This window comes from Bradyrhizobium sp. CCBAU 45384, from assembly GCF_028128665.1.
Taxonomy (GTDB): Bacteria; Pseudomonadota; Alphaproteobacteria; order Rhizobiales; family Xanthobacteraceae; genus Bradyrhizobium; species Bradyrhizobium manausense.
Window position 1 is genome coordinate 174,677 of record NZ_LBIZ01000120.1, and the last position, 23,631, is coordinate 198,307.

Here is a 23,631-nt window from a genome sequence, read left to right on the forward strand (position 1 = left end):
TTGTCACATCGGCTAGAAGGGATCCACGGAGTGCATTCATGAGCCCTTCCCATCTGCGGCGAGCATTAACGGCGGGCTTGCTGGCCTCTGTCGTATCGATCCTGCCGGCGCGCAGCGAGACCCTGGACAAGGTCAGCTTCGGCACCAACTGGGTCGCCGAGGCCGAGCATGGCGGCTTCTTCCAGGCGCTCGCCGACGGCACCTACCAGAAATACGGGCTCGACGTCACCATCGTGCCCGGCGGCCCGAACGAGAACAACCGGATGCTGCTGATCGCCGGCAAGATCGATTTCTTCATGGCGGCGAACACGCTGATGTCGTTCGACGCGGTGGCCAACAACGTCCCCGTCGTTACCATCGCCGCGATGTTCCAAAAGGACCCGCAGGTGCTGCTGTCGCAGCCGGATGCGAAGGTCACCAAGCTCGAGGATCTCAAGCCGCTGACCCTGTTCGTCTCCAAGGAGGGCATGAGCAGCTATTTCCAGTGGCTGAAGTCAGAATATGGGTTCAGCGAGAAGAACGTCCGGCCCTATAATTTCAATCCGCAGCCCTTCATCGCGAACCCGAAGAGCGCCATGCAGGGTTACGTCACTTCCGAGCCCTTCGCCGTCGAGAAGGCTGCGGGCTTCAAGCCCAACGTCATCCTGCTCGCCGATGCCGGCTTCAACACCTATTCGACCTTGATCGAGACCCGGCGCGACATCGTCGAAAAGAAGCCTGACATGGTGCAGCGCTTCGTCGATGCCTCGATCGTCGGCTGGTACAATTACATCTACCGCGACAATTCCGCCGGCAATGCCATGATCAAGAAGCTCAATCCTGAAATGACCGACGATCTGCTGGCCTATTCCGTCGCCAAGATGAAGGAATATGGCATCGTCGATTCCGGCGACACCCTCAGGAGCGGCATCGGCGCGATGAGCGACGAGCGCTACACCTCATTCTTCAACAAGATGGTGAAGGCCGGCGTGGTGAAGGGCGATCTCGACTTCCGCAAGTCCTACACGCTGCGCTTCGTCAACAAGGGCGTCGGCGTCGAGCTGCGCCCGAACAAGCCGTAGGCTATGCCGAGGTTAAACAACGGTGGGGCGGCATCGTTCACCTCTCCCGTAGGGAGAGGTCGCATCGCATCGTTAGATGCGATGCGGGTGAGGGGTTACGCTCTCTCATGGGACCTGCGCCCCCTCACCCGGCGCTGCGCGCCGACCTCTCCCCGACGGGGAGAGGTGAAGAGCGTCCGCGACGCAACAGTCGGCGCCCAATGGTAGAGCGCAAACCTTCGTCGACAGTCGAGGCCAGCCTGACGGCACTTGCCGTCAACCTGGGCGGCGTGACGAAGGTCTACGACAACGGCGTCATGGCGCTGGGTCCGCTCGATCTCGCGGTGCCCAAAGGCGAGTTCATCTCGCTGCTCGGCCCCTCCGGCTGCGGCAAGTCGACGGCGCTGCGACTGATTGCGGGGCTCAGCCCGGCATCATCGGGCGCGGTGCGGGTGTCGCGCCATGAGGGTGATGTCCAAATTGGTCATGGCATCGGCTTCGTGTTCCAGGAGCCGACCCTGATGCCGTGGACCAGCGTGCGCGAGAACGTGCGGCTGCCGCTGAAGCTCGGCGGCATTGCGAAGGCGGAAGGGCGGGCGCGCGCCGATGCGGCGCTGGCGAGCGTCGGGCTTGCCGATTTCGCCGACGCCTTTCCGCGCGAATTGTCCGGCGGCATGAAGATGCGGGTGTCGCTCGCCCGCGCGCTCGTCACCGATCCTGATATCCTCCTGATGGATGAGCCGTTCGCCGCGCTCGACGAGATCACGCGCTTCCGCCTCAACAACGATCTGCTCGCGCTGTGGCGCAGCCTCGGCAAGACCGTCATCTTCGTCACCCATTCGGTGTTCGAATCCGTCTATCTGTCGCAGCGCGTCGTGGTCATGACGGCGCGGCCCGGCCGCATTCAGGCCGACATCCGCATCGAGACCGTCGAGCCGCGCGGCGAGGAGTTCCGGACGTCCACCGCGTACTCTGACTATTGCCGGCGCGTCTCGGCCGCGCTCGCGCCGTCCTATTCAGGGCAGTCGACCCTATGAACGCGCAACCTGCCGTCCCCGCAAAGCCGTCGGGCGCGCAAAGCGCGGTGCGCTTCGTGCTGCCCGTCATCGTGTTTGCGGCCGGTCTTGCCGTCTGGGAACTCGTGGTTCGCATCAAGGAGATTCCGCCTTATGTGCTGCCGGCGCCGTCGGCAATTGTCCTGACCCTGATCAAGGACTGGGCGGTGTTGTCACAATCGCTCGCCACCACGCTGCTGACGACGCTTGAAGGGTTCGTCGCCGCAAGCATCGGCGGCATCGCGCTGGCGCTGTTGTTCAACCAGTCGAAATGGGTGGAATATTCGCTGTTCCCCTATGCCGTCGTGCTGCAGGTGACGCCCGTCATCGCGATCGCGCCATTGCTGCTGATCTATCTGGAGCAGCAGACCGCCGTTGTCGTCTGCGCCTTCATCGTCGCCTTTTTTCCGGTGCTGTCCAACACCACGCTCGGGCTCAATTCGGTCGACCGCAATCTCGCCGGGCTGTTCCAGCTCTATGGCGCCTCGAAGCCGCAGACCCTGCGCTTCCTGAAGCTCCCTGCGGCGCTGCCCTATATCCTCGGCGGCCTGCGCATCGCTGGCGGCCTGTCGTTGATCGGCGCCGTCGTCGCCGAGATCGCGGCGGGAACGGCGGGGGCCGGCTCGGGCCTTGCCTACAGGATCGCGGAATCCGGCTATCGCTTGAACATACCCCGCATGTTCGCGGCGCTGCTGTTGTTGTCGCTGGCCGGGATTGTCATCTATGGGGTGCTGGCGCTAATTTCCCACCTTGTTTTACGGCGCTGGCATGAGAGCGCGCTTGGAAAGGAAACCTGATGTCTACCGGTTCGATTTCGTCCGACAAGATCGATCTTCTGATCTATGGGCCGGCGCGGCCGATCCTCGAGAACGGGTTTTCCGATCATTTCGTCGTGCACAAGGCCGAGACGCGCGGTGACCTCGAGCGGCTGACGCCGGCGATCCGCGACAAGATCCGCGGCGTGGCGGTGACCTATCACACCGTTCGCGCCGACAAGGATTCGCTGTCGCAGCTGCCCAAGATCGAGATGGTGGCGAGCTTCGGCGTCGGCTACGACCATATCGATGCCAAATACGCCGCCGAGCACAACATCATCGTCACCAACACGCCTGACGTGCTGACCGAGGAGGTCGCCGACGTCGCGATGGGCCTTCTGATCGCCACGTTGCGCGAATTCATCAAGGCCGATCGTTACGTGCGCTCAGGCCTCTGGCACACGCAGAACTATCCGCTCAGCGTCGGCTCGCTGCGCGATCGCAAGGTCGGCATCGTCGGCATGGGCCGGATCGGCCAGGCCATCGCGCGCCGGCTCGATGCCTCGCTGGTGCCGGTGGTCTATCACTCGCGCAATCCGTCCAAGGATGTCTCCTACAAGCACTATCCTGACCTGATCGAGATGGCCAAGGCGGTGGACACGCTTGTCGTGATCGTGCCTGGCGGCGCCTCGACCGAAAAGATGATCAATGCCGAGGTGCTGAAGGCGCTCGGCCCGCGCGGCGTGCTGGTCAACGTCGCCCGCGGTTCTGTCGTCGACGAGCAGGCGCTGGTCCAGGCGCTGAAGTCAGGCACCATCCTCGCCGCCGGCCTCGACGTGTTCGCGGCCGAGCCGAACGTGCCTGATGAACTGAAAGCCATGCAGAACGTCGTGCTGCTGCCGCATATCGGTTCGGCCTCGGTGGTGACGCGCAACGCCATGGACCAGCTCGTGGTCGACAACCTCAAATCATGGTTCTCCGGCAAGCCGCCGCTGACGCCGGTTGCCGAGACGCCGTTCAAGGGGCGCTGATGCAAGTTGTTCGGGCCGTTGCATTCGCCCTCGCGGCCCTGTTGGCCGCGACCGGCGTCGCACATGCGCAGGATGCGACAACCCTGAAGAAGGAGATGGTCGGGCAGTGGGAGCTCTCGACCACCGAACGCAGCAAGACCTGCGTCGTCACGATGAAGGGCGATGCCGCCGCGCAAGGCTTCAGGCTCGAGCTGGAGCCGGCCTGCAAGGCCGCGCTGCCCTTCACCAAGGATATCGTCGCCTGGAGCATCAAGGGCCTCGATATCGTCCGCCTGCAGGATGCGTCAGGTGAATCCGTGATCGACTTCACCGAGGTCGAGGCCGGCATCTTCGAGGGCCTGCGCCAGGGCGAGGGCGTCTACATCCTGCAAGATCTCGCCGCCGCCCGCTCGATGGCCAAGTCGATGGACCAGATGATCGGCGACTGGGCGATGGTCCGGGGCAATGGCCAGCCGATCTGCGGGATAACGCTGACCAACACGGAGGCCGATCAGGACAATTTCCAGGTCTTCCTCAAGCCGAAATGCGATGCGGCCATTGCCCAGTTCAACCCGACGCAATGGCGGCTCGAGCGCGGCCAGATCATCCTGATGTCCAAATCAGGCGAGGTCTGGCAGTTCGAGGCCGACGACAATGCGCAATGGCGGCGGGTTCCAGACACGGCCGATCCCCTGATCATGCTGCGCCAATAGGCGCGGTCCGTTAACTTTTCTGCCCCGCAATTTTCCAGTGGTCCAATTTTTTCTGAGGCCATGTCGATCCGGCCCCGGCTGGATCGTCATCTGGGTAGCGAGCTGATCGCGCGGCCGAACCGGCCGCGTCTCGCTTTACCAGGAGTTTTGCATGCGCTTCATGTACATCGTCACCTCCAGCCAGCCCATGAAAGGCCCCAGCCCCGCGCTGATGGAGGCCATGCAGAAAATATCCGAGCGGGAAATCAAGGCCGGCCGGATGCTCGACAATGGCGGCTTGATGCCGCTTGCATCAGGCGCCCGTGTGCGCATCGTCGACGGCGAGCTCAGCGTGATCGACGGTCCCTTCATCGAGGCCAAGGAAGTGGTCGGCGGCTACGCCATTTTCGAGCTGCGCGACAAGGCGGAGGCCCTGGCCATGGCCAAGGAATTCATGCAGCTCCACCTCGATCACATGCCGGGCTGGGACGGGACCTGCGAATTGCGGGCGTTCGCCACGCCTGATGTCGACGGCGCCTGCGAGGTGAACGCGAAGGCAGCTGCCCACGCCTGATGGACGACAGCATCGCGCGTCATGGTCGGCGGCGATGACGGCCGCCGACATCGATCAAGCCGTCCGTGCCACGATTCTCGCAACCTGGCGCGTGGTGCAGCCGCGGCTGATCGCGACGCTGTCGCGGATGCTGCGCGACGTGCCACTTGCGGAAGAGCTGACCCAGGACGCGCTGGTGGCGGCGCTGGAGGCGTGGCCCATCACGGGCGTCCCGGACAATGCCGGCGCCTGGCTGATGACAGCAGCGAAGCGCCGTGCGCTCGATCATTTGCGTCGCGGCAGGATGCTGAGCGACAAGCACGCCATGTTGGCGCGGGACATGTTGCAGGAGCAGGACATCGTGCCCGATTTCGATGCCGCGCTCGACGACGACATCGGCGACGAATTGCTGCGCCTGATCTTCACGGCCTGTCATCCGATCCTGTCGCGCGAGGCGCGCGCGGCGCTGGCGCTGCGCATGATCTGCGGCCTCACCACCTGCGAGATCGCGCGCGCCTATCTCGTACCCGAAGCCACCATCTCCCAGCGCATCGTTCGCGCCAAGCGGACGCTGTCGAATTCCGGTCTCGCCTATGAGACGCCATCCGGCAATGCCCTGTCGGAGCGTCTCGCCTCGGTGCTCGAGGTCGTCTATCTGATCTTCAACGAGGGCTATCTCGCGGCGCGCGGCGAGGAATGGCTGCGTCCGCAGCTCTGCGACGAGGCGCTGCGCATCGGGCGCGTGCTCGCGGGTCTTGCACCCGACGAGCCGGAAGTGCACGGCCTCGTCGCCTTGATGGATTTGAATGCCTCGCGAGCCCGTGCCCGCACCGACGCGAACGGCGATCCCGTTCTGCTGATGGATCAGGATCGCGCGCTCTGGGACTGGTTGCAGATCCGCCGCGGCCTGCGTTCGCTCGAACGCGCCGGCGAGCTCGGCGGCAGCGGTGGATTCTACGCGCTCCAGGCCGCGATTGCGGCGTGCCACGCCAGGGCGGAGACGGCGGAAGCGACCAACTGGCAGCGCATCGCGCAGCTTTACGCCGAGCTGGCACGGCTGGTGCGCTCGCCGATCATCGAGCTCAACCGTGCGGTCGCCGTCGGCATGGCGGAAGGGCCGCAAGCCGGCCTCGACGTGCTGGATGCGGTCGCCGGCGACCCGGCGCTGGCGAGCTATCATCATCTGCCGGCGGTACGCGGCGACCTGCTGCAAAAGCTTGGACGGCTCGCAGAAGCGCGGCAGGCTTTTGCAGCCGCCGCGCATCTTGCGACCAACGGACGCGAGCGCGCGCTGATGCAGCGCCGCGCCGCGGCGCTCAGCGATCAGTCTCTCTAGAGCATGATCCGCGCAAGGGTGTGATCGCCAGGCGCACCCCCGGGAACCCGGCGGTTGGCAGTCTGTTAGCAATGGAGACGGTCGGTTCAGGGAATCCTGCAATGGCCAAGCGCGTCCTTGCGATCGGCATCGAACCCGGCAGTGCGGACTACAGCACCTTTCCGCAGCTCACGCCGGCGCTCGTGCGCAACTATATCGAAGCGCAGCTCCTGCGCCTGCGCGGCCTCGGCTACGAGGTCACGAGCTGCCTGATCGATCTCGATGCCACCGCTGAAGCTGCCGTGACGGCGGCGCTGCGCGAGGAGCACTTCGACTGCGTCGTCATCGGCGCGGGCCTGCGCGAGCCGAAGGAGCGGCTGCTGCTGTTCGAGAAAGTGCTCAACCTGGTCCATCACCTGGCGCCGCAGGCTTCCATCTGCTTCAACACGACGCCCGCCGACACGGTGGAGGCCGTGCAGCGCTGGGTCGATCCGTAGCCGTCGCGATCGCCCCTTTCCGGTAGCGCACTGTTCCTGTTGCATGATAGGATCCATGCAACCATGCCTAGAGCGTAACTTTGCCGGGTCCTGCGATGCTCAGAGCCGTCGTCATCATCGTGGTCGCCTTTGCGTTGTCCGCCTGCGATGTCGTCGCCGTCGTGAAGGACGGCATGCGTCAGGCCGCGGCGGTCGAAGGCGATCTCGAGCAGTCGACCGGCGTCAAGCCGCAGGTCGGCTTCAACTGGCACAATGGCCGTCTCGCCTCGGTGACCGTCCTGTTTCCGAAGCCGTATGCGGCGAAACCGCTGGGTGACCTTGCCGGCCTCGTGCGCGCGGCGGTGACCAGGGAATTCAAGCAGGAGCCGGACGCGATCGTGCTCTCTTTCACCCTGGACAAAGGGTCCTCGATCTGAGGGGACCAATGGTCATCCATGGGCGTCGCGACAGGCGGGCGCTTGGCGCAAGCGGCGGGGCGCGCCGGGTCCAAACAATATTCTGGCCCGGCATCGTCCCAGCCGTTATGACTGGCCGCATCAGATGGAGGATTCGGGATGCTTCGACGCCTTGGAATTGCGGTGTGTTTCTCGGTTGCTTTTGCCATCCCGGCCCATGATGCGCTGGCGCAGGACGCCGTCGGCGGTGCCATCATCGGCGGCGTGGGCGGAGCGATCTTGGGCGGCGCGCTTGGCGGTGGCCGCGGCGCGGCCATCGGTGCCGTCGTCGGCGCCGGCACGGGCGCTGCGATCGCCGCCGAAGGCGAACGCCGCCGCTCCGGCTATTATGCCTATCAGCGCGGCTGCTACATGCAGCGCCCCGACGGCCGCTACCTCCCGGTCGATCCGCGATACTGCTATTGAACCGCGCGGCGCTGGCGCTTTCCTCTAGGCCTTGCCCGGCGCTTCCGGCATGATCTGGCGCAGCGGCTCCGGCGAGATCGAGATCTGGCCGGTGAACGGACGGTCGTGCGCTGCGATCAGCAGCACCGAGGTCGCGACGCCGGTCGCGAACAGGCCCATCGCGATCGCCGATCCCAGGCGGTTGTCGCAATGCAGGAAGCCGATCACCAGCAATTCGCACAGAGCCTGGAGATAAAGGTACCACCATTTCGCCGCGTTCACCGAAGCGGGACTGACGACGATGCGCTGCACTCGCTGCGCGGATGCGGCAATTGACAGTCAGGCCCCAGGTAGAAGAAGATTTATCCTGCAATCAGTCGGCGAGGCTCCATGCGAAAGCTACGATTTGCCGTTTCGGGCGCAGCGCTTGCTATGCTCGTGCTCGCGGCTTCGGTCTACAGCCATTCGGTCTATGCTCAGGACGAAGCCGCAATCGTCTGGCCGACACGGCAATGGCAAACGTCTACGCCGGAAGAGCAGGGCATGGATTCGGCGGCGCTTGCCAAATTGCTTGATTTCGGCGCAACCCGCAGCCTCGACAGCCTCCTGTTGGTCCGGCACGGACGAATCGTGCTGGATGCCTATTACGCCCCGTATGCCGCCGACATTCCGCACCGGATAAACTCCGCTACCAAGGCGGTGGTCGGCACCCTGGTTGCGATCGCCCGCAAGGACGGGCTCTTGGACAGCTTCGACCATCCGATGCTGGATTTTTTTGGCGATCGCACCATCGCGAATGTTGATGACGGAAAGAAAGCCATAACGATCCAGAACCTGCTCGACATGACCTCCGGCCTCGACTGGAAGGAGCCGCTGGACGGGCGCCCCGATACGATGATCGAGATGAGCCGTGAGCAGGACTGGACCCAATTCGTCCTGGATCGCCCAATGTCGAGCACGCCGGGCGACATCTTCAATTATAACAGCGGGGGTCCGCATCTACTGTCCGCCATCATTGCCAAGCTCGCAGGGATGAACACCGCAGACTATGCCAAGGCAAAGCTGTTCGGCCCACTCGGGATCAGCGTCTCGAACTGGTGGCGCGATCCCCAGGGCATTCCGATCGGCGGATTCGGTCTGGCATTACTGCCCCGCGACATGGCCAAGATTGGCTATCTTTATTTGCGCAACGGCCAGTGGGAGAACACGTCGCTGCTTCCGCTCGACTGGATCGACAAGGTCAACCATGCAACCGTGAACATGAATATGCCCCGGGCACCGGACCTGCGGTACTCCAACTTGTTCTGGGCGCTTCCCGAAAAGAATGTCTACATCGCGGACGGGTATCACTGCCAGCTCATCATGGTCTTGCCGCGGCTGGACATCGTTGCGGTCACGACCGCCAGAGACTTTTGTCCGTTGGGCAGGCTGGCAGATTTGATTGCCGGTGCGGTCAAATCCGAAACGGCCTTACCTCCGGACGCCGCCGGCGCAAACCTGCTTGCGGAGAAGATTCGCGAGCTATCGACCGAAAAGGCGACGGAGGTTGGGGCTACGCCCGAGATCGCATCGGTAATATCGGGAAAGACCTACAAATTTCCGGCGAATGCGCTGGGTGTGAAATCGTTGTCGCTGACCCTCGTCGATCCAAATCCGCACTATGATCTCCAGGCATACGCGCGGGATCGGGGTCGACAGTTGCTCCAGTCCAGCGATCCGATTGGACTTGATGGTCTATATCGCAAGGGACAGCCGACCGCCTCCGGAATATTTGCGACCAAGGGGAAGTGGTTGAACGACAAGACGTTTGAGATCGAGCGCGAGGCGGTCGGAATGGATGAACTACAGAAATGGACCTTGTCGTTCGACGGTGACCGGCTCAATCTGCGCAGCAAGGATCGGGAAGGCCGCGACGTTTCGGTGGACAGTGAGCCTGGCGGATAGAGCGTGATCCGGACCCGAACGGCCGCGTTAGCCAAAAGTGTGAAGCGGTTTTCCCTCGCGAATCAGCGGAACGCGTTTGCGCGGAGATCATGCTCAAACAAAGGGCCAAAGCGCGATGACGATTCAACGCAATTTCATCGCGCTTTAGTGAAACCGTCGCGGTCCTGCAACGGGCCTTATATCAGCCTCATGCCTTTCAAGCTTGCATGCCCGTTCTTGCCGACGATGATGTGATCGTGCACGGCAATGCCGAGCGGCTTGGCGATGTCGATGATCGCCTTCGTCATCTGAATGTCCGCCTGCGAGGGCGAAGGATCGCCCGAGGGGTGGTTGTGCACGAGGATCAGCGCGGTCGCCGACAGCTCCAGCGCGCGCTTGATCACCTCGCGCGGATAGACCGGAGTGTGGTCGACGGTGCCGGTCTGCTGCACCTCGTCGGCGATCAGCTGGTTGCGCTTGTCGAGGAACAGCAGGCGAAACTGCTCCTTGTCGGCGAAGGCCATGCTGGTGCGGCAATAGGCGATCACCTCGTTCCAGGACGACAGCGCGTTGCGGCTGTTGACCTCGCCCTTGGCGACGCGATGCGCCGCCGCCGCGATCAGCTTGAGCTGGTTGATCGCGGCCTCGCCGACGCCGTCGACCTCGCGCAGGCGCGCCACCGGGGCATGCACGACCTCGGCGAATGAGCCGAAGGTCTTGATCAGCGTCTTCGCCAGCGGTTTGGTGTCGCGCCGCGGCAGCGCCGGAAACAGCGCCATCTCAAGCAGCTCATAGTCGCTGAGCGCGTCCGGGCCGGCGCTGTAAAAGCGCTCGCGCAGCCGCTCGCGATGGCCGAGATAATGCGGCGTGTCCTCTAGCTTGCTTTTGTCGGCATCGGTCCTGGCGGGCATCGCCCGCCAGCATTGCCGCGGATTGTCGCTTTTGCAACCACCAATTGCGATGAAGCAGAGTGCGCTCGCAAAATGGCCGGAAGGGCGGGCTGGACCTTCAACCGTGCCTAAGGCCAGAGCTTTTTCGTCGACCCTGTCGCGAAGGCTGACCGTCGTCGTGTTCACCAACACCGCGCCGGAGGGCGGATTGAGCAAAAAAAATTCGCGGCCGACCGTTTCCTTTTCACCTCCCGTTCGTCTCAGCGGTATGGGCCTCGCCGAGCGGCCAGCACAGTCTTCGAAGGAGAACATCGATGCCAGAGATCAAACCGGCGCCGTCGCGACGCGCCATCGTTGCCACCGGCCTCGGGGCCGGCGCCCTGCTCGCCGCCCCGATCGTCCCGTCCTACAGCCAGACCAGGAGTTCGACCATGGAAGCCACCATCCGCACCGGCAGCGACATCACCACCCTCGTCAACGTCTTCACGGTCGAGCCTGGTAACCAGCAGAAGCTGGTCGAGCTCCTGAAACAGGGCACCGAGAACTTCTTCAGCAAGCAGCCCGGCTTCATCTCGTCCAGCGTCCACGCCGGCAAGGAGGGCGGCCGCGCCGTCAACTACTCGCAATGGCGGAGTGCGGGGGACATCGAGAATTTCCGCAAGGACCCGGAATTCGCGCCTTACATCCAGCGCCTCGCCGCGATCGCCAAGGCCGAGACCATCCTGTGCGAAGTCGTCGAGGTCAACCATGCCTGACCCGTGTGTGGCGCTGCGATCTCGATTGACGTATCACGGATTCGGATGACGGGAGGTCCGGCTTGGCAGACGATGTGACCGGCAATGGCACGGGGGCGGTCCGGCAGACCGCCCTTCAGGCCCTCGAACGCCTTGCCGTGGAGATGCGGCCGCAGCTGCATCGCTACTGCGCGCGCATGACGGGCTCGGTCATCGACGGCGAGGACGTGCTTCAGGACGCGTTGCTCAAAGCCTTCGAAGCCGCGCCGCGGACCGAGCCGCTGGACAATCCGGAGGGCTGGCTGTTCCGCATCGCCCATAACGCGGCGCTGGATTTCCTGCGCCGGCGCGCCCGCTACAACGCTGCTCACGCCGATGACGATCTGGACATGATCCCCGCTTTGACCAGCCCCGTGACCGAACGCGAGGGCGTCACCGCGAGCCTCGGGACCTTCATGCGCCTGCCGGTGACGCAGCGCAGCGCGGTGATCCTGCGCGACGTGCTCGGCTATTCCGTCGATGAGGTCTGCAACATCATGTGCGCCAGCGTGGCGGCGGCCAAGGGCGCGCTGCAACGCGGCCGCGTTCGCCTGCGCGAACTGGCGGCGGAGCCTGACGACGTCAGGCCTCCTGAACTGGCGGCCGCCGATCGCGCCCGCCTGATGCATTATGTCGAGCGCTTCAACGCGCGCGATTTCGGTTCTCTGCGCGACATGCTGGCCGACGACGTGCGGCTTGAGATGGTCAACCGGACGCGCCGGGCCGGCCGCCGCGATGTCGGCGAGTATTTCCACCGCTATGCCGAGACCAGCCCGTGGCATTGCGTCCCGGGCTTCGTCGACCGGCGCCCCGCGATCATCATGTTCGACCCGCAGGATCCGTCAGGTCCGCCGCGCTACTTCGTTCTGCTCGACTGGGAGAACGGCAACATCGTCAACATCAGGGATTTTCTGTTCGCGACTTACGCGATCGAGGGCGCCGAGCTGATCACGCTGGACTGATGAGTTGAGGTGGAAGCAGATCAGCCGATCTGCTTCTCGCCGTGCCGTTCCGACAGCGTGAAAATCTCGACGCCGGTGGCGGTGACGCCGACCGAGTGCTCGAACTGCGCCGACAGCGAGCGATCGCGGGTCACAGCGGTCCAGCCGTCGGACAGGATCTTCACATGCGGCTTGCCGAGATTGATCATCGGCTCGATGGTGAAGAACATGCCGGGCTTGAGCTGCACGCCCTCGCCCGGACGGCCGATATGGATGATGTTCGGCTCGTCGTGGAACATGCGCCCCAAACCGTGGCCGCAGAAATCGCGCACCACGCTCATGCCCTGCGGCTCGACAAAACTCTGGATGGCGTGGCCGATGTCGCCGGTGGTGGCGCCGGGCTTCACCGCGGCGATGCCGCGCATCATCGCCTCATATGTCACCTCGATCAGCCGCTCGGCCTTGCGCGCGATTGGGCCGACCGCGTACATCCGGCTGGAATCGCCATACCAGCCGTCGACGATGAAGGTGACGTCGATATTGACGATGTCGCCTTCCTTCAGCGGACGGTCGCCGGGCATGCCGTGGCAGACCACGTGGTTGAGCGAGGTGCAGGTCGAGTAGCGATAGCCGCGATACATCAGCGTCGCCGGATAGGCGCCATGGCTGAAGGCGAATTCGCGGACGAATTCGTCGATGCGATCCGTCGGCACGCCCGGGCCGACGATGTCGGTGAGTTCGTCGAGGCACTTTGCGACCAGAGCCCCCGCCTTGCGCATGCCGGCAAAGGCGTTCGGCCCATGCAGCTTGATCTGTCCGGTCTTGCGCAGCGAGGTATCGGTGGCTTCGACGTAGCTCATGCGGTCGCTATCTTCTGGAATACGGCGGAAGGGCTTGATTTGAGGCCCTAATTTAATGATTGCGGGATTTCGTGCAAGCTTGGCCAGAGCGTTTTCGAGCGAAGTGGGGACCGGTTCGCGTGAAGAAAACGCGCCAAAACGAGAATTCCGCCGGCCATGCGGCCGAAAGCGGTCTCAATTCGGGACTTCTACGGTGGTTTCCACCGGCAGCGCCCCGCCGCGGACGCGGATTTCCCGGACGGGGTAGGGAACCCGGATGCCCTCGCGCTTGAAGGCGTCCCACAGCGCCAGCATCACGTCGCTCTTGACGGCATCCATGCCGTCGGGATCCGCGAGCCAGAGCGTCAGCGAGAACTTCATGCCAGCCTCCGCGAACTCGGTCAGCAGGCAGTTCGGCGGCTTGCCCTTTTGTGCGCGCGGATGGGCCGAGGCGGTCTCGATCGCCAGCTTGCAGACCAGCTTCGGATCGGCGTCGTAATTGGTGCCGAAGGTGATCTTCACCAGCGTGTTCTTGTCGGTGTAGGTCCAGTTGACGACCTTCTGCGTCACCAGATCCTCGTTCGGCACCAGGAATTCGCGGCCGTCCCCGGCGGCCACGGAAATATAGCGCGTCTTCATCGCGCTGATGCGCCCGGTATTGTCGCCGATGGTGACGAGGTCGCCCGGCTTCACGGATTTGTCGGCGAGCAGGATGATGCCGGAGATGAAGTTGGCGACGATCTTCTGCAGGCCGATACCTATACCGACGCCGACCGCGCCGGAGAACACCGCAAGCGCCGAGAGGTCGATGCCGACGGTGCCGAGCGCGATCACGATCGCGACCGCAAGCAGCCCGATGCGGATGATCTTGATCAGCAGCACCTGGACCGAGGGCGTCAGATCGGTCGTCGAGTTGATCTTGCTCTCGGCGAAATTGCTGGCGATGTTGGTGAGCCAGAGCGCGAGGATCAGCAGTGCGCCGGCCTTGAGCAGCAGCAGCGGTGTCAGCCTGAGACCGCCGAGCACGATGGCGTAGGAATCGAGCAGGTCGACCGTGGCCTCGAGCTGGCCGAGGATGGACAGCGCCGCGACGAACCAGGCCGCAACCGACACGAGCTTTACGAAGAATGCATTGCGCAGCACCGAGGTCAGCAACCGGATCACCAGCCAGGCGAGCCCGAGCTTGGCGGCGACCATCAGGAGATAGCTGCGGCTCGGCCAGGTCGCGTGATACATCACCACGCGGAAGATGATCACCAGCAGGGTGAACACCGCCGTCGAGGCGCTCGCGACCATGACACGGGCGAAGTGCCGGAGCGGCAGCGGCCAGCGCATCGCCACCGAGCTCATGTCGACGCGGTTGTGAACGCCGGTATCCGCCGCATAGGCGATGCCGGCCGCCGTCAGGATCAGACCGAACTGCAGGTAGAACCAGGGCGAAGAGATCTCCGCTCCGACGCTGCGCGCAGTCGTCTGCACGAACTCCATGAGGTCTTTGAGGTCCATGTCCATCAGGCGGTCTCGTCGGGAAGCAGGCGGAAGGATTTGATTCGAAGGCGCCGCAGCGGCCGGACCATCGATACACCGGCATGTGAAGCGCGTTAAGGCCGCAAAATAAGGGCAGATTGCCGCGAGCGGGCGAAAATGGGTTGGCGCAGGAGTGTGGCGACGATAAGGATGCAATTCCAGCGATTTGTACCCGGAAGGTGGATGGCTTCCCTCGACTCTTTCAGCATCGCCATTCTGCTCGGTGCCGTCCTCGTCATGGCCGGCATCCTGTCGAGCCTGCTCGCGCTGCGCTTCGGCGCGCCGCTGCTGCTGGTCTTTCTCGTGATCGGCATGCTGGCAGGCGATGCAGGCCCCGGCCAGCTCCAGTACAACGATGTCGGCACCACCTATCTGGTCGGCTCGGTGGCGCTGGCGCTGATCCTGTTCGACGGCGGCCTGAAGACGCGCTTTGCCAGCATCCGCACCGTGCTCGCGCCCTCCGTGGTGCTCGCCACCGTCGGCGTGCTGCTGACTGCGCTGATCACGGCGCCGTTTGCGAAATTCGCGCTCGACCTCAACTGGACGGAGTCGCTGCTGGTCGGGGCGGTGGTGGCCTCCACCGACGCGGCCGCGGTGTTCCTCCTGGTGCACACCCAGGGCCTGCGGCTGCGCCCGCGCGTCGGTGCGACGCTGGAAGCGGAATCCGGCACCAACGATCCCTTCGCGATCTTCCTGACCCTCATGCTGGTCGAATACATCTCGCTGGGCTCGAGCACGCCGGGCCATGTGGTGATGGAGTTCGTCCAGGAGGCGTTGCTCGGCGCCGTCGTCGGCGTGATCGGCGGGCGCCTCGTCGTCATCGGGCTCAACAAGGTCGCGCTGCCGCAGGGCCTGCACGCCCCGTTCGTGACCACGGCCGCGCTCGTGATCTTCGGCGGCTCGCAGATCATGCACGCCTCGGGCTTCCTTGCCGTCTATCTCGCCGGCATCATCATCGGCAACCGGCCAACGCGCGCGCATAATTCGGTGGTGGCGTTTCTGGATGCCGCGACCTGGCTGGCGCAGATCGTGATGTTCGTGCTGCTGGGCCTGCTGGTCTCGCCGAGCCGACTGGGCTCCAGCGTGCTGCCGGCGATCGCCGTCGCGCTGGTGCTGATGCTGGTGGCGCGGCCGATCGCGGTGTTCGTGTGCCTGGCGCCATTCCGCTTCAACTGGCGCGAAAAGATCTTCATCGCCTGGACCGGCCTGCGCGGCGCGGTCGCGATCTTCCTGGCGTCGATCCCGATGCTGGTCGGCCTGTCAAAAGCCTATCTCTATTTCGACGTCGCCTTCGTCGTGGTGATCATTTCGCTGCTGCTGCAAGGCTGGACCTTGGCACCGGCCGCGCGAAAGCTGCACGTGGCGCTGCCGCGCACCGAGCGCGGGCCGCGCCGCATCGAGCTGGATCTGCCCGGCCAGCTCGAGCAGCAGCTCGTCGGCTATCCGGTGCGGCCGAAGAGCCTGTATTTCCGCCGCGGCCTGATCCCGTCCTGGTCGAAGCCGACGCTGGTGATCCGCAACGAGCACATCCTGACACCCGTGGAGGCCGATCCGGTCGCGCCCGGCGACTACATCTACCTGCTGGCGCCGCCGGAGAAGGCCGAGGCGCTCGACCGCTTCTTCGTCGACATGCAGCCGAGCACGGCGCCCGATCCGCATCTGCTCGGCGACTTCATGGTGTCGGGCGAGCACACGCTCGCCGAGCTCGCCGAGATCTACGGCGTGAAGGTGACCGAGGACGAGGGCAAGCTCACGCTTGCCGATTATTTCGACGTCCATCTCGACCGCGCGCCGAAGGAGGGCGCCGAGCTCGCGCTTGATACCATCGTGCTCGTCGCACGCAGCATCTCCGGTGGCCGCGTCAATGTCGTCGGCCTGCGCCTGCCGGAAGACGACGAGACGCCGGTACCGCTGACGCGGCGGCAAGCGCTGCGGAAGAGGCTCGCGGAGATTTGGAGCTCGGTGGCGGGGGTGTGACCCTGTAGGGTGGGCAAAGCGAAGCGTGCCCACGCATTTTGCGTGATCGAGAGAGGTGGTGGGCACGGCGCAAGGGCGCCTTTGCCCACCCTACGAAAGTGGCTACAGGATCATGTCAGCACCTTCACGCCGCCGAACGAGGTCACGCGGCCCTGTCTCAGCATCACGATCTGCGTCGCGAGCTGGCGCAGCTCGGCGACGTCATGGCTGACATAGACCATGGGGACATTGGCTTCGTCCCGCAGCCGCACCAGATAGGGCAGGATCTCGAGCTTGCGGGCCTCGTCGAGCGCGCCGAGCGGCTCGTCGAGCAGCAGCAAACGCGGCTTGGACAACAGCGCGCGGCCGAGCGCGACGCGCTGGCGCTCGCCGCCCGACAGCTTTCCGGGACGCCGATCAAGCAGCGCGCCGAGGTCGAGCAGCTCGACGACGCGCGTGCGCTGTGCCGGATCGGCCGCAAGACGGTTCATCCGCCTTCCATAGTCGAGATTTTGCGCGACGTTGAGATGCGGAAACAGCCGTGCATCCTGAAAGACGTAGCCGATGCGACGGCGCCAGGTCGGCACATGAATGCCTGATGCGGTGTCGTCGACCGTCTCGCCGTCGATGACGATGGTGCCGCGGTCGGGCCGCAGCAGGCCCGCGATCATGTTGATCAGCGAGGTCTTGCCGGCGCCGGACGCGCCGAACAGGCCGGTGACGCGGCCCTCGCTGGCGAAGGTCGCGTGCAGCGAAAATTCGCCCAGCTGTTTTCCGACATCGACGCGCAGCATGGTCAATTTCCGTGCAGGCGCGCGGTGGCGCGGCGTGCGAACCATTCGGCGCAGATGAGCGCGCCGAGCGCGAGCACGATCGAGACGATCACCAGTCGGCCTGCAGCCGCGTCGCCATCGGGCGTCTGGATCAGCGAATAGATCGCCGACGAGATCGTCTGGGTTTCGCCGGGAATGTTGGAGACGAAGGTGATGGTGGCGCCGAACTCGCCGATCGCCTTGGCAAAGCCCAGCACCATGCCGGCGAGCACGCCGGGCAGCGCCAAGGGCAGCGTCACCGTGAAGAACACCTTGAACGGCGCGGCGCCCAGCGTCTCGGCGGCCTGCTCGAGCTTGCGGTCGATCGCCTCGATCGACAGCCGCATCGGCCGCACCAGCAGCGGGAACGACATCACGCCGCAGGCGAGCGCAGCTCCGGTCCAGCGGAACGCAAAGACAATGCCGAGATGATCGGCGAGGAAGCTGCCGACGAGGCCGCGGCGGCCGAAGGTGAGCAGCAGCAAATAGCCGGTGACGACGGGCGGCAGCACCAGAGGCAGGTGCACGACCGCATCGAGCACGGACTTGCCCCAGAAATCGCGGCGGGCGAGCAGCCACGCCAGTGCAATGCCGAATGGCGTTGCCACCAGCGTCGCGATGATGGCGACCCTGAGCGAGAGCAGGATCGCCGTCCATTCAGCGGGGGAGATGTCGAGCATCAAGTGCTAAAAATCAGGTCGTCGGGCTGATCAGGAACTTAAAGCCGTATTTTTCCAGAATCGTCTTGGCCGCTTTGGTCCGCAGGAAGGCGAGATAGTCGTTGGTCTCGGGCTTGGCGGTGGTGGTTGCCGCGACCGGATAGATGATCGCGGGATGCGAATCCGCCGGGAAGGTGCCGACGATCTTCACGCCGGGCTCGACCTTGGCGTCGGTGGAATAGACGATGCCGAGATTGGCCTCGCCGCGGGCCACCAGCGTCAGCGCGGCGCGCACGCTCTCGGCCATCGCGAATTTCGGTTCGGCAGCCTGCCAGGCGCCCAGCTTCTCCAGTGCGGCCTTGGCGTATTTGCCTGCTGGCACGGACTTGACGTCGCCGGTCGCGATCCTGCCGTCGCCGGCGAGTTTTGCGAGATCAAAACCTTGCGCGATCGTGACGTTGTCGATCCTGGCATCCTTTGGTGCGATCAGCACGATGCTGTTGCCGAGCAGGTTGACTCTGGAAGGCACGTTGATGGTCTTCTTGGCGACGGCATAGTCCATCCAGTCGGTATCAGCCGAGATGAACACGTCGGCCGGCGCGCCCTGCTCGATCTGTTTTGCCAGCACCGAGCTCGCAGCATAGCTGACGCTGAATTTGATGCCGGTCTTGGCGGTGTAGGCGGCATCGACCTCGTCCAGCGCGTTCTTCATCGAGGCGGCGGCGAAAACCGTGATGGTCTTGTCCTCGGCGCTGGCAGGTGCGAGGCCCGCGAGCATGACGAAGGCAATGAAAAGTCCGGCGATACGATACATCGATGGCGCTCCGTGCGAGCCCGCGCGCGCAAACGCACGCGCAAATCTGGCGGTGGGTGGTTGGATCGCGACGGGCGGAAGCGCTGTTCCACGTCCCCCGCGACGGCTTACGGCCGGCGGGGATATCGCAGCTGCGAGGATAGCAGGCTAAGGCCGGAGGTCAAAGGACCCGCTTATTGCGCTGGCAGGATGGAAATGGACAGGGAATTGTCCTTGGCGCCGCTGATCTGGAGCACGAAGGGCTTGTCCGACAGCTCGTATTTCATGGCCTTGCGGATGCCGTCACAATCGGTCGCGCCGCTGAAGGCCACGGGTTTCAGGACATGCCCCTCCTGGACCAGATCGACCCAGGCGCCGGAGGACAGACTGATCGTGTAGAGACCGGCCTTGGCCGCCTGGATGCTGATGAAGCCGGCAAAGGTGCCGTCCTTCGGCGCGCGCTCGGGCGGCGACGGCAGCTTTGCTTCGTTAGGTGCGACCAGCCCCAGCGTGATCGCCGAGGAGGGCACCGCAGCCTGCTCGGCTCCCGACGCCAGCTTGGCACGGTCAGGTGCAGTCAGCGCGGCACGGTCGCGCTCGATCGACCATTTGAACTTGTCGCAGCCGCTGGGCTCCTCCGCGGCAAAGGCAGAGGTCGCGCTGATCGAGAGCACGGCAAGGAAGCTGAGGGCGCGCATGTCAATTCTCATCGTTGGCCACGCGGTGGCGCGGCGTGCGGTCAGGTTTTGTCGGAGGCGGGATGCGCATCCCGAAATGCCGCAGGCTTACGGCCGTGGGGCAAGGCGGATATTAGTGCCTTTGGGGAGTGCGTACCAACCAACTCATCGTCATCCCGGGGCGCGCGTAGCGCGAGCCCGGGATCCATAACCGCAGGATCGCATTTGGCGAAGAGTCGGAGTGACCACTTCGCGCCTCACGACGTCCTGGGAGTATGGGTCCCGGCCTGCGCCGGGACGACGGCGGTGTGTGAGGCACCAGCGTGCCCACATGCCCTACGGCTTCGCGTCCGGCGCCCGCAGCACGGCTTTGCAGGCCGCCGGCATCTGCGCCAAGGTCATCGGCGGCTTTGGTTTCGGCGGCTCAGGCGGCGGCTTGGGATGCAGCACGCCCTCGCTGAACCAATAGGCGAGATCGGAGGGCTTGCAGCCTTCGTCCTCGGATTGCGACGGCTGGCCCTTGCAGTCGCTGGCGCCGGCCGGGCAGCGCATGCGGATGTGGAAGTGATAGTCGTGGCCCCACCACGGCCGGATCTTCGACAGCCAGGAGCGGTCACCCTTGGCCTCACGACACAGCGCCTTCTTGATCGCAGGATTGACGAAGATGCGCTGCACCGCCGGCTCCTGCGCCGCATCGCGCAGCACCAGCACATGGCCCGATGTGAAGACTTTGGGATCGATGTCGAGGCGATCCTCGCGCACCATCATCACCGCCGACATCTCCTCGCGCTCCTCGCGCGAGAGCCGGTGGTCCGGCATCGGCGTCAGCCAGATGTCGGCGTCCAGCCCGATCTGATGGCTGGCATGGCCTGACAGCGCCGGCCCGCCGCGCGGCTGGCCGATATCGCCGACCAGGATGCCCGGCCAGCCCGCGTCCTTGTGCGCCTTGGCCGCCAGGCGCTTGATCAGCGCGATCATGTCGGGGTGGCCGTAGTTGCGATTGCGCGACAGCCGCATCACCTGCCAGGTGTCGCCGTTGAGCGGCATCTGCTCGGCGCCGCCGATGCAGCCCTTGACATAGGAGCCGATCACGTGCGCCGGCCCTTTCGAGGGCAGCAGTTTTCGCGCGAACAGCTCCTTGGCGCCGATCTTGGGATCATTGGGATTGGCGAGCGGCGGCAGCGGCTTCGGGTTCACGCTGCCCTTGTCCTGGGCCAGCGCGCCGCCAGCGGCCAGGACTTTTATGACGACGAGCGTCATCGCAAGCAGGAGAGGAATGATGCGGCGGCGACTCATCTTGACACTCTTATAGCCCATCGCGGAGCCGATGCCGCGCGCGGCGATGCGCCCAGCACGACATTTAATTTTCCGCCGATCATCCCCATGCCGGCCGTTCCTTAACGGTGCGATAACTCTATCCTGCATTGACCAAAATTCGTGCGTGGAGCGAGATGCGCGTGCCGCCTGCATGCAAGCGGCGTCTGTTCCGGAATTGATTCATGGAGACTGCGCGTTTTTGCGCCTTCTCTCTCGCCGATCGCGACGCGGAAGCAGGTTCGACGCGCCTGGCGAGGCTTCTCGCGCCTCGCGAACGGGCAAAATGGTCCGACGCTCGGCCCGCTTGTCGGTGCCGCCGCTGGCCAGGATTACTTTTCTTTCAGATACTTGGAGCAAGAGTTGCGGCCGCTGGGCGCGGTTAAGGCGTGTGAAGTTGAGTTTGGGGTCCAAAAAAACAAAAAAGCGAAAGCAGGGCGTGGTCGCGGGACAGCCGCGCCAGCCGCGCTTTGCGCGCGCGAATCGTCCGCTGATCGAACGCGATCTGCTCATGCAGAGCCGCGCGGAAGCTGAAGCCGCCATCGCGGAAGCCCGCAGGTCGCACGACCGGCTGCGCCAGGCCGTCGATCTCCTGCCGCAAGGCATCGTCATCCTCGATCCCGAAGGCCGCTACGTTCTCTGGAACAAGCAGTACGCCGAGATCTACAGCAAGACCGCCGATCTGTTCCAGGAAGGCGCGCGTCTGGAGGACACGCTGCGCGTCGGCGTCGCCCGCGGCGACTATCCCGAAGCGGCCGGCCACGAGGAGGAGTGGATCGCCGCACGGTTGAAGAAGCTCTACGAGCCCGGCAAGCGTCATGAGCAGACGTTGTCCGACGGCCGCGTCATTCTGATCGAGGAACGCCGCACCGATGACGGCGGCGTGGTCGGCCTGCGCGTCGACATCACCGAATTGAAGCAGCGCGAGGCCTCGTTCCGCCTGCTGTTCGACGGCAATCCCGTCCCCATGATCGTCTGCGCGTTGGACGACGAGCGCATCCTCGGCGTCAATGACGCCGCGATCGCGCATTACGGCTACAGCCGCGCCGAGTTCGAGCGGCTGAAGATCCGCTCGCTGCAGGCCTTCGACAGCGAGCCGCCCTGGACCGCCGACCGGTCCAGCGACGAGCAGGCCGCGCGCATCTGGAAGCACGTCAAGGCCGACGGTGCGCTGATCGACCTTGCGATCTATTCCCGCGAATTGACCTATGCCGACCGGCCCGCGGTGCTGCTGGCGCTGATGGACATCACCGAGCGCAAGCGCGCCGAGGCGCGGCTTGCCTTCATGGCCCAGCATGACGCCCTGACCGGCCTGCCGAACCGCAATTTGCTGCGCCAGACCATGGACGAGATGCTGCTGCACACCCGCCGCAGCTCCGAGAAGGTCGCGGTGCTGATGCTCGGGCTCGACAATTTCAAGGCGGTCAACGACACGCTGGGGCACGCGATAGCCGACAAGCTGTTGCGCGGCGTCGCCAAGCGGCTGCGCTCGACCTTGCGCGAGGAAGACGCGCTGGCACGGCTCAATTCCGACGAGTTCGCGATCGCGCAGAGCGGCCTGGCGCGGCCCGAGGACGCGGTGGGCCTCGCCAAGCGGCTGCTCGAGGCCATCGCCGATCCCTATCTGCTCGACGGCCATTCCGTGGTGATCGGCGCCTCCATCGGCATCGCGATGGCGCCCGGCGACGGCGAGGAGTCCGAAAAGCTGCTCAAGAGCGCCGGCATGGCGCTGTCGCGCGCCAAGCAGGATGCGCGCGGCAGCTTCGCCTTCTTCGAGGCCGCGCTCGATGCCAGGGCGCAGAGTCGCCGCAAGATCGAGGTCGAGCTGCGCGATGCCATCCAGAACGACGTGCTGCGCCCCTATTATCAGCCGCTGATCGACCTATCGAGCGGCCGAATCACCGGCTTCGAGGCTTTGGTGCGCTGGCCGCATGCCGAGCGCGGCATGGTCTCGCCGGCCGAGTTCATTCCGGTCGCTGAAGAGACCGGGCTGATCAATCCGCTCGGTGGCCTGATGCTGCGCCGCGCCTGCCTCGATGCCGCGACCTGGCCGGACGACGTCCGCGTCGCCGTCAATTTGTCGCCGTTGCAGTTTCGCAGCGGCAATCTGCTGTCGGTGGTGACGGACGCGCTGAAGCATTCCGGCCTGCCGCCGCGCCGGCTCGAGCTCGAGATCACCGAGACGCTGCTGCTGGAGAAGAGCGCGCAGGTGCTGGCGACGCTGCATGCGCTGCGTGCGCTCGGCGTGCGCATCTCGATGGACGATTTCGGTACCGGCTATTCCAGCCTCAGCTATCTGCGCAGCTTCCCGTTCGACAAGATCAAGATCGACCAGTCCTTCGTGCGCGATCTCGGTGCCAACCGCGAGGCGCAGGCGATCATCCGCTCCATCGTCAGCCTCGGCAAAGGCCTTGGTGTCACCATCACCGCCGAAGGCGTCGAGACCGAAGCCGAGCTGAGCTGCCTCCGCGCCGAAGGTTGCGACGAGGGGCAGGGTTTTCTGTTCAGCAAGGCCCGGCCGAACGTCGAGATCATCAGCCTGCTCGCGGCGCAGCGCGGCATTGATGGCGCGGATGACGACGACGCGCTGGTGGCGTGATCCAAAGCGCGATTCATCATGATTCTCCAATGTAAGGGACGCGCCGCTCTCTCGGCTAACCTCTCCCGCTTGCGGGAGAGGTCGCGCCGAAGGCGCGGGTGAGGGCTTTCTCCTCTTTGGGGGTTCTCGCGAGGGAGACACCCTCTCCCCAACCCTCCCCCGCAAGCGGGGG

Annotated in this window: 24 protein-coding genes; 15 read left to right on the top strand and 9 right to left on the bottom strand. The window is 64.7% G+C overall.

Translation table 11 applies throughout. The features are described from left to right. Window positions 1-38 precede the first annotated feature (38 nt). The 10 genes from XH80_RS40560 (at window position 39) to XH80_RS40605 (ending at window position 7,777) form a co-directional block, all read left to right on the top strand. Window positions 39-1,061: an ABC transporter substrate-binding protein gene (locus XH80_RS40560; RefSeq protein ID WP_271603459.1), complete on the top strand. Its 1,023-nt coding sequence runs from the start codon at window positions 39-41 to the stop codon at window positions 1,059-1,061. Window positions 1,062-1,261: 200 nt separating this feature from the next. After that, window positions 1,262-2,077, top strand: a complete 816-nt coding sequence (locus XH80_RS40565) for an ABC transporter ATP-binding protein (RefSeq protein ID WP_271603460.1) — start codon at window positions 1,262-1,264, stop codon at window positions 2,075-2,077. Then, window positions 2,074-2,892 (top strand): ABC transporter permease, encoded by an 819-nt coding sequence (locus XH80_RS40570; protein ID WP_271603461.1) that lies wholly within the window; start codon window positions 2,074-2,076, stop codon window positions 2,890-2,892. The genes XH80_RS40565 and XH80_RS40570 overlap by 4 nt, the downstream gene beginning before the upstream one ends. Further along, complete coding sequence (locus XH80_RS40575) at window positions 2,892-3,881, top strand: 2-hydroxyacid dehydrogenase (RefSeq protein WP_220001362.1); 990 nt, start codon at window positions 2,892-2,894, stop codon at window positions 3,879-3,881. The genes XH80_RS40570 and XH80_RS40575 overlap by 1 nt, the downstream gene beginning before the upstream one ends. Next, window positions 3,881-4,573: an AprI/Inh family metalloprotease inhibitor gene (locus tag XH80_RS40580; RefSeq protein ID WP_271603462.1), complete on the top strand. Its 693-nt coding sequence runs from the start codon at window positions 3,881-3,883 to the stop codon at window positions 4,571-4,573. Before XH80_RS40575 ends, XH80_RS40580 begins: the two co-directional genes overlap by 1 nt. Window positions 4,574-4,724: 151 nt before the next feature. Continuing rightward, window positions 4,725-5,126 carry a YciI family protein gene (locus XH80_RS40585; RefSeq protein ID WP_057744429.1) on the top strand — a complete coding sequence of 134 codons (402 nt, stop codon included), beginning with the start codon at window positions 4,725-4,727 and terminating at the stop codon, window positions 5,124-5,126. Between the two features lie 34 nt (window positions 5,127-5,160). Further along, window positions 5,161-6,441 carry an RNA polymerase sigma factor gene (locus XH80_RS40590; protein ID WP_271603463.1) on the top strand — a complete coding sequence of 427 codons (1,281 nt, stop codon included), beginning with the start codon at window positions 5,161-5,163 and terminating at the stop codon, window positions 6,439-6,441. A 101-nt stretch (window positions 6,442-6,542) separates the two neighbouring features. Further along, window positions 6,543-6,917, top strand: a complete 375-nt coding sequence (locus XH80_RS40595; RefSeq protein WP_271603464.1) for a hypothetical protein — start codon at window positions 6,543-6,545, stop codon at window positions 6,915-6,917. 95 nt (window positions 6,918-7,012) lie between these two features. Beyond that, entirely contained in the window at window positions 7,013-7,333 is a 321-nt protein-coding gene (locus XH80_RS40600; RefSeq protein ID WP_271603465.1) for a hypothetical protein, read from the top strand. 138 nt (window positions 7,334-7,471) lie between these two features. Further along, a complete protein-coding gene (locus tag XH80_RS40605; protein ID WP_271603466.1) occupies window positions 7,472-7,777 on the top strand; it encodes a hypothetical protein in 306 nt (101 codons plus the stop codon). Between the two features lie 24 nt (window positions 7,778-7,801). Here the strand turns inward: XH80_RS40605 and XH80_RS40610 are convergent, their stop codons facing one another. Continuing rightward, window positions 7,802-8,068: a bestrophin-like domain gene (locus tag XH80_RS40610; protein WP_271603467.1), complete on the bottom strand. Its 267-nt coding sequence runs from the start codon at window positions 8,066-8,068 to the stop codon at window positions 7,802-7,804. Window positions 8,069-8,146: 78 nt separating this feature from the next. On the opposite strand from XH80_RS40610, the gene XH80_RS40615 reads away from it, so the two are divergent. After that, window positions 8,147-9,700 (top strand): serine hydrolase domain-containing protein, encoded by a 1,554-nt coding sequence (locus XH80_RS40615; protein WP_271603468.1) that lies wholly within the window; start codon window positions 8,147-8,149, stop codon window positions 9,698-9,700. A 176-nt stretch (window positions 9,701-9,876) separates the two neighbouring features. Here XH80_RS40615 and radC read toward each other — a convergent pair whose 3' ends face one another. Further along, the gene (gene radC, locus XH80_RS40620) at window positions 9,877-10,590 is read right to left on the bottom strand and encodes a RadC family protein (protein WP_271603469.1); all 714 of its coding nucleotides are present in this window, start codon (window positions 10,588-10,590) and stop codon (window positions 9,877-9,879) included. A gap of 293 nt (window positions 10,591-10,883) precedes the next feature. Between radC and XH80_RS40625 the strand changes: the two genes are divergently transcribed. Next, window positions 10,884-11,324 (top strand): antibiotic biosynthesis monooxygenase family protein, encoded by a 441-nt coding sequence (locus XH80_RS40625; RefSeq protein ID WP_271603470.1) that lies wholly within the window; start codon window positions 10,884-10,886, stop codon window positions 11,322-11,324. A 62-nt stretch (window positions 11,325-11,386) separates the two neighbouring features. Further along, entirely contained in the window at window positions 11,387-12,304 is a 918-nt protein-coding gene (locus XH80_RS40630; protein WP_271603471.1) for a sigma-70 family RNA polymerase sigma factor, read from the top strand. 20 nt (window positions 12,305-12,324) lie between these two features. Here the strand turns inward: XH80_RS40630 and map are convergent, their stop codons facing one another. Beyond that, complete coding sequence (gene map, locus XH80_RS40635; RefSeq protein WP_220001371.1) at window positions 12,325-13,143, bottom strand: type I methionyl aminopeptidase; 819 nt, start codon at window positions 13,141-13,143, stop codon at window positions 12,325-12,327. Between the two features lie 174 nt (window positions 13,144-13,317). After that, window positions 13,318-14,634 carry a mechanosensitive ion channel family protein gene (locus XH80_RS40640; protein ID WP_271603472.1) on the bottom strand — a complete coding sequence of 439 codons (1,317 nt, stop codon included), beginning with the start codon at window positions 14,632-14,634 and terminating at the stop codon, window positions 13,318-13,320. Window positions 14,635-14,832: 198 nt separating this feature from the next. Here XH80_RS40640 and XH80_RS40645 point away from each other — a divergent pair, with 198 nt between their 5' ends. Beyond that, window positions 14,833-16,626, top strand: a complete 1,794-nt coding sequence (locus tag XH80_RS40645) for a potassium/proton antiporter (RefSeq protein ID WP_271603473.1) — start codon at window positions 14,833-14,835, stop codon at window positions 16,624-16,626. A gap of 110 nt (window positions 16,627-16,736) precedes the next feature. Here XH80_RS40645 and modC read toward each other — a convergent pair whose 3' ends face one another. From modC to mepA, 5 genes are all read right to left on the bottom strand, one after another. Then, window positions 16,737-17,399 (bottom strand): molybdenum ABC transporter ATP-binding protein, encoded by a 663-nt coding sequence (modC, locus tag XH80_RS40650; RefSeq protein WP_271603474.1) that lies wholly within the window; start codon window positions 17,397-17,399, stop codon window positions 16,737-16,739. Between the two features lie 2 nt (window positions 17,400-17,401). Beyond that, window positions 17,402-18,097 carry a molybdate ABC transporter permease subunit gene (gene modB, locus XH80_RS40655; RefSeq protein WP_271603475.1) on the bottom strand — a complete coding sequence of 232 codons (696 nt, stop codon included), beginning with the start codon at window positions 18,095-18,097 and terminating at the stop codon, window positions 17,402-17,404. A gap of 13 nt (window positions 18,098-18,110) precedes the next feature. Next, window positions 18,111-18,890 (bottom strand): molybdate ABC transporter substrate-binding protein, encoded by a 780-nt coding sequence (gene modA / locus XH80_RS40660; protein ID WP_271603476.1) that lies wholly within the window; start codon window positions 18,888-18,890, stop codon window positions 18,111-18,113. A gap of 173 nt (window positions 18,891-19,063) precedes the next feature. Continuing rightward, a complete protein-coding gene (locus XH80_RS40665) occupies window positions 19,064-19,567 on the bottom strand; it encodes a hypothetical protein (RefSeq protein WP_271603477.1) in 504 nt (167 codons plus the stop codon). 315 nt (window positions 19,568-19,882) lie between these two features. Further along, on the bottom strand, window positions 19,883-20,842 hold the full coding sequence (mepA, locus tag XH80_RS40670) for a penicillin-insensitive murein endopeptidase (protein WP_271603478.1): 960 nt from the start codon (window positions 20,840-20,842) through the stop codon (window positions 19,883-19,885). Window positions 20,843-21,371: 529 nt separating this feature from the next. On the opposite strand from mepA, the gene XH80_RS40675 reads away from it, so the two are divergent. Beyond that, entirely contained in the window at window positions 21,372-23,459 is a 2,088-nt protein-coding gene (locus XH80_RS40675) for a putative bifunctional diguanylate cyclase/phosphodiesterase (RefSeq protein ID WP_271603950.1), read from the top strand. The last annotated feature ends 172 nt before the right edge of the window (window positions 23,460-23,631 follow it).

Coding starts and splice junctions, on each gene's coding strand:
- map (WP_220001371.1), bottom strand. CDS start 13,143: ATGAGCTACGTCGAAGCCACCGATACCTCGCTGCGCAAGACCGGACAG.
- XH80_RS40675 (WP_271603950.1), top strand. CDS start 21,372: ATGCAGAGCCGCGCGGAAGCTGAAGCCGCCATCGCGGAAGCCCGCAGG.
- XH80_RS40585 (WP_057744429.1), top strand. CDS start 4,725: ATGCGCTTCATGTACATCGTCACCTCCAGCCAGCCCATGAAAGGCCCC.
- modC (WP_271603474.1), bottom strand. CDS start 17,399: ATGCTGCGCGTCGATGTCGGAAAACAGCTGGGCGAATTTTCGCTGCAC.
- XH80_RS40580 (WP_271603462.1), top strand. CDS start 3,881: ATGCAAGTTGTTCGGGCCGTTGCATTCGCCCTCGCGGCCCTGTTGGCC.
- XH80_RS40605 (WP_271603466.1), top strand. CDS start 7,472: ATGCTTCGACGCCTTGGAATTGCGGTGTGTTTCTCGGTTGCTTTTGCC.
- XH80_RS40570 (WP_271603461.1), top strand. CDS start 2,074: ATGAACGCGCAACCTGCCGTCCCCGCAAAGCCGTCGGGCGCGCAAAGC.
- XH80_RS40625 (WP_271603470.1), top strand. CDS start 10,884: ATGCCAGAGATCAAACCGGCGCCGTCGCGACGCGCCATCGTTGCCACC.
- XH80_RS40615 (WP_271603468.1), top strand. CDS start 8,147: ATGCGAAAGCTACGATTTGCCGTTTCGGGCGCAGCGCTTGCTATGCTC.
- XH80_RS40590 (WP_271603463.1), top strand. CDS start 5,161: ATGACGGCCGCCGACATCGATCAAGCCGTCCGTGCCACGATTCTCGCA.
- modB (WP_271603475.1), bottom strand. CDS start 18,097: ATGCTCGACATCTCCCCCGCTGAATGGACGGCGATCCTGCTCTCGCTC.
- radC (WP_271603469.1), bottom strand. CDS start 10,590: ATGCCCGCCAGGACCGATGCCGACAAAAGCAAGCTAGAGGACACGCCG.
- XH80_RS40665 (WP_271603477.1), bottom strand. CDS start 19,567: ATGCGCGCCCTCAGCTTCCTTGCCGTGCTCTCGATCAGCGCGACCTCT.
- XH80_RS40640 (WP_271603472.1), bottom strand. CDS start 14,634: ATGGACATGGACCTCAAAGACCTCATGGAGTTCGTGCAGACGACTGCG.
- XH80_RS40595 (WP_271603464.1), top strand. CDS start 6,543: ATGGCCAAGCGCGTCCTTGCGATCGGCATCGAACCCGGCAGTGCGGAC.
- modA (WP_271603476.1), bottom strand. CDS start 18,890: ATGTATCGTATCGCCGGACTTTTCATTGCCTTCGTCATGCTCGCGGGC.
- XH80_RS40565 (WP_271603460.1), top strand. CDS start 1,262: ATGGTAGAGCGCAAACCTTCGTCGACAGTCGAGGCCAGCCTGACGGCA.
- XH80_RS40600 (WP_271603465.1), top strand. CDS start 7,013: ATGCTCAGAGCCGTCGTCATCATCGTGGTCGCCTTTGCGTTGTCCGCC.
- XH80_RS40575 (WP_220001362.1), top strand. CDS start 2,892: ATGTCTACCGGTTCGATTTCGTCCGACAAGATCGATCTTCTGATCTAT.
- mepA (WP_271603478.1), bottom strand. CDS start 20,842: ATGAGTCGCCGCCGCATCATTCCTCTCCTGCTTGCGATGACGCTCGTC.
- XH80_RS40645 (WP_271603473.1), top strand. CDS start 14,833: ATGGCTTCCCTCGACTCTTTCAGCATCGCCATTCTGCTCGGTGCCGTC.
- XH80_RS40560 (WP_271603459.1), top strand. CDS start 39: ATGAGCCCTTCCCATCTGCGGCGAGCATTAACGGCGGGCTTGCTGGCC.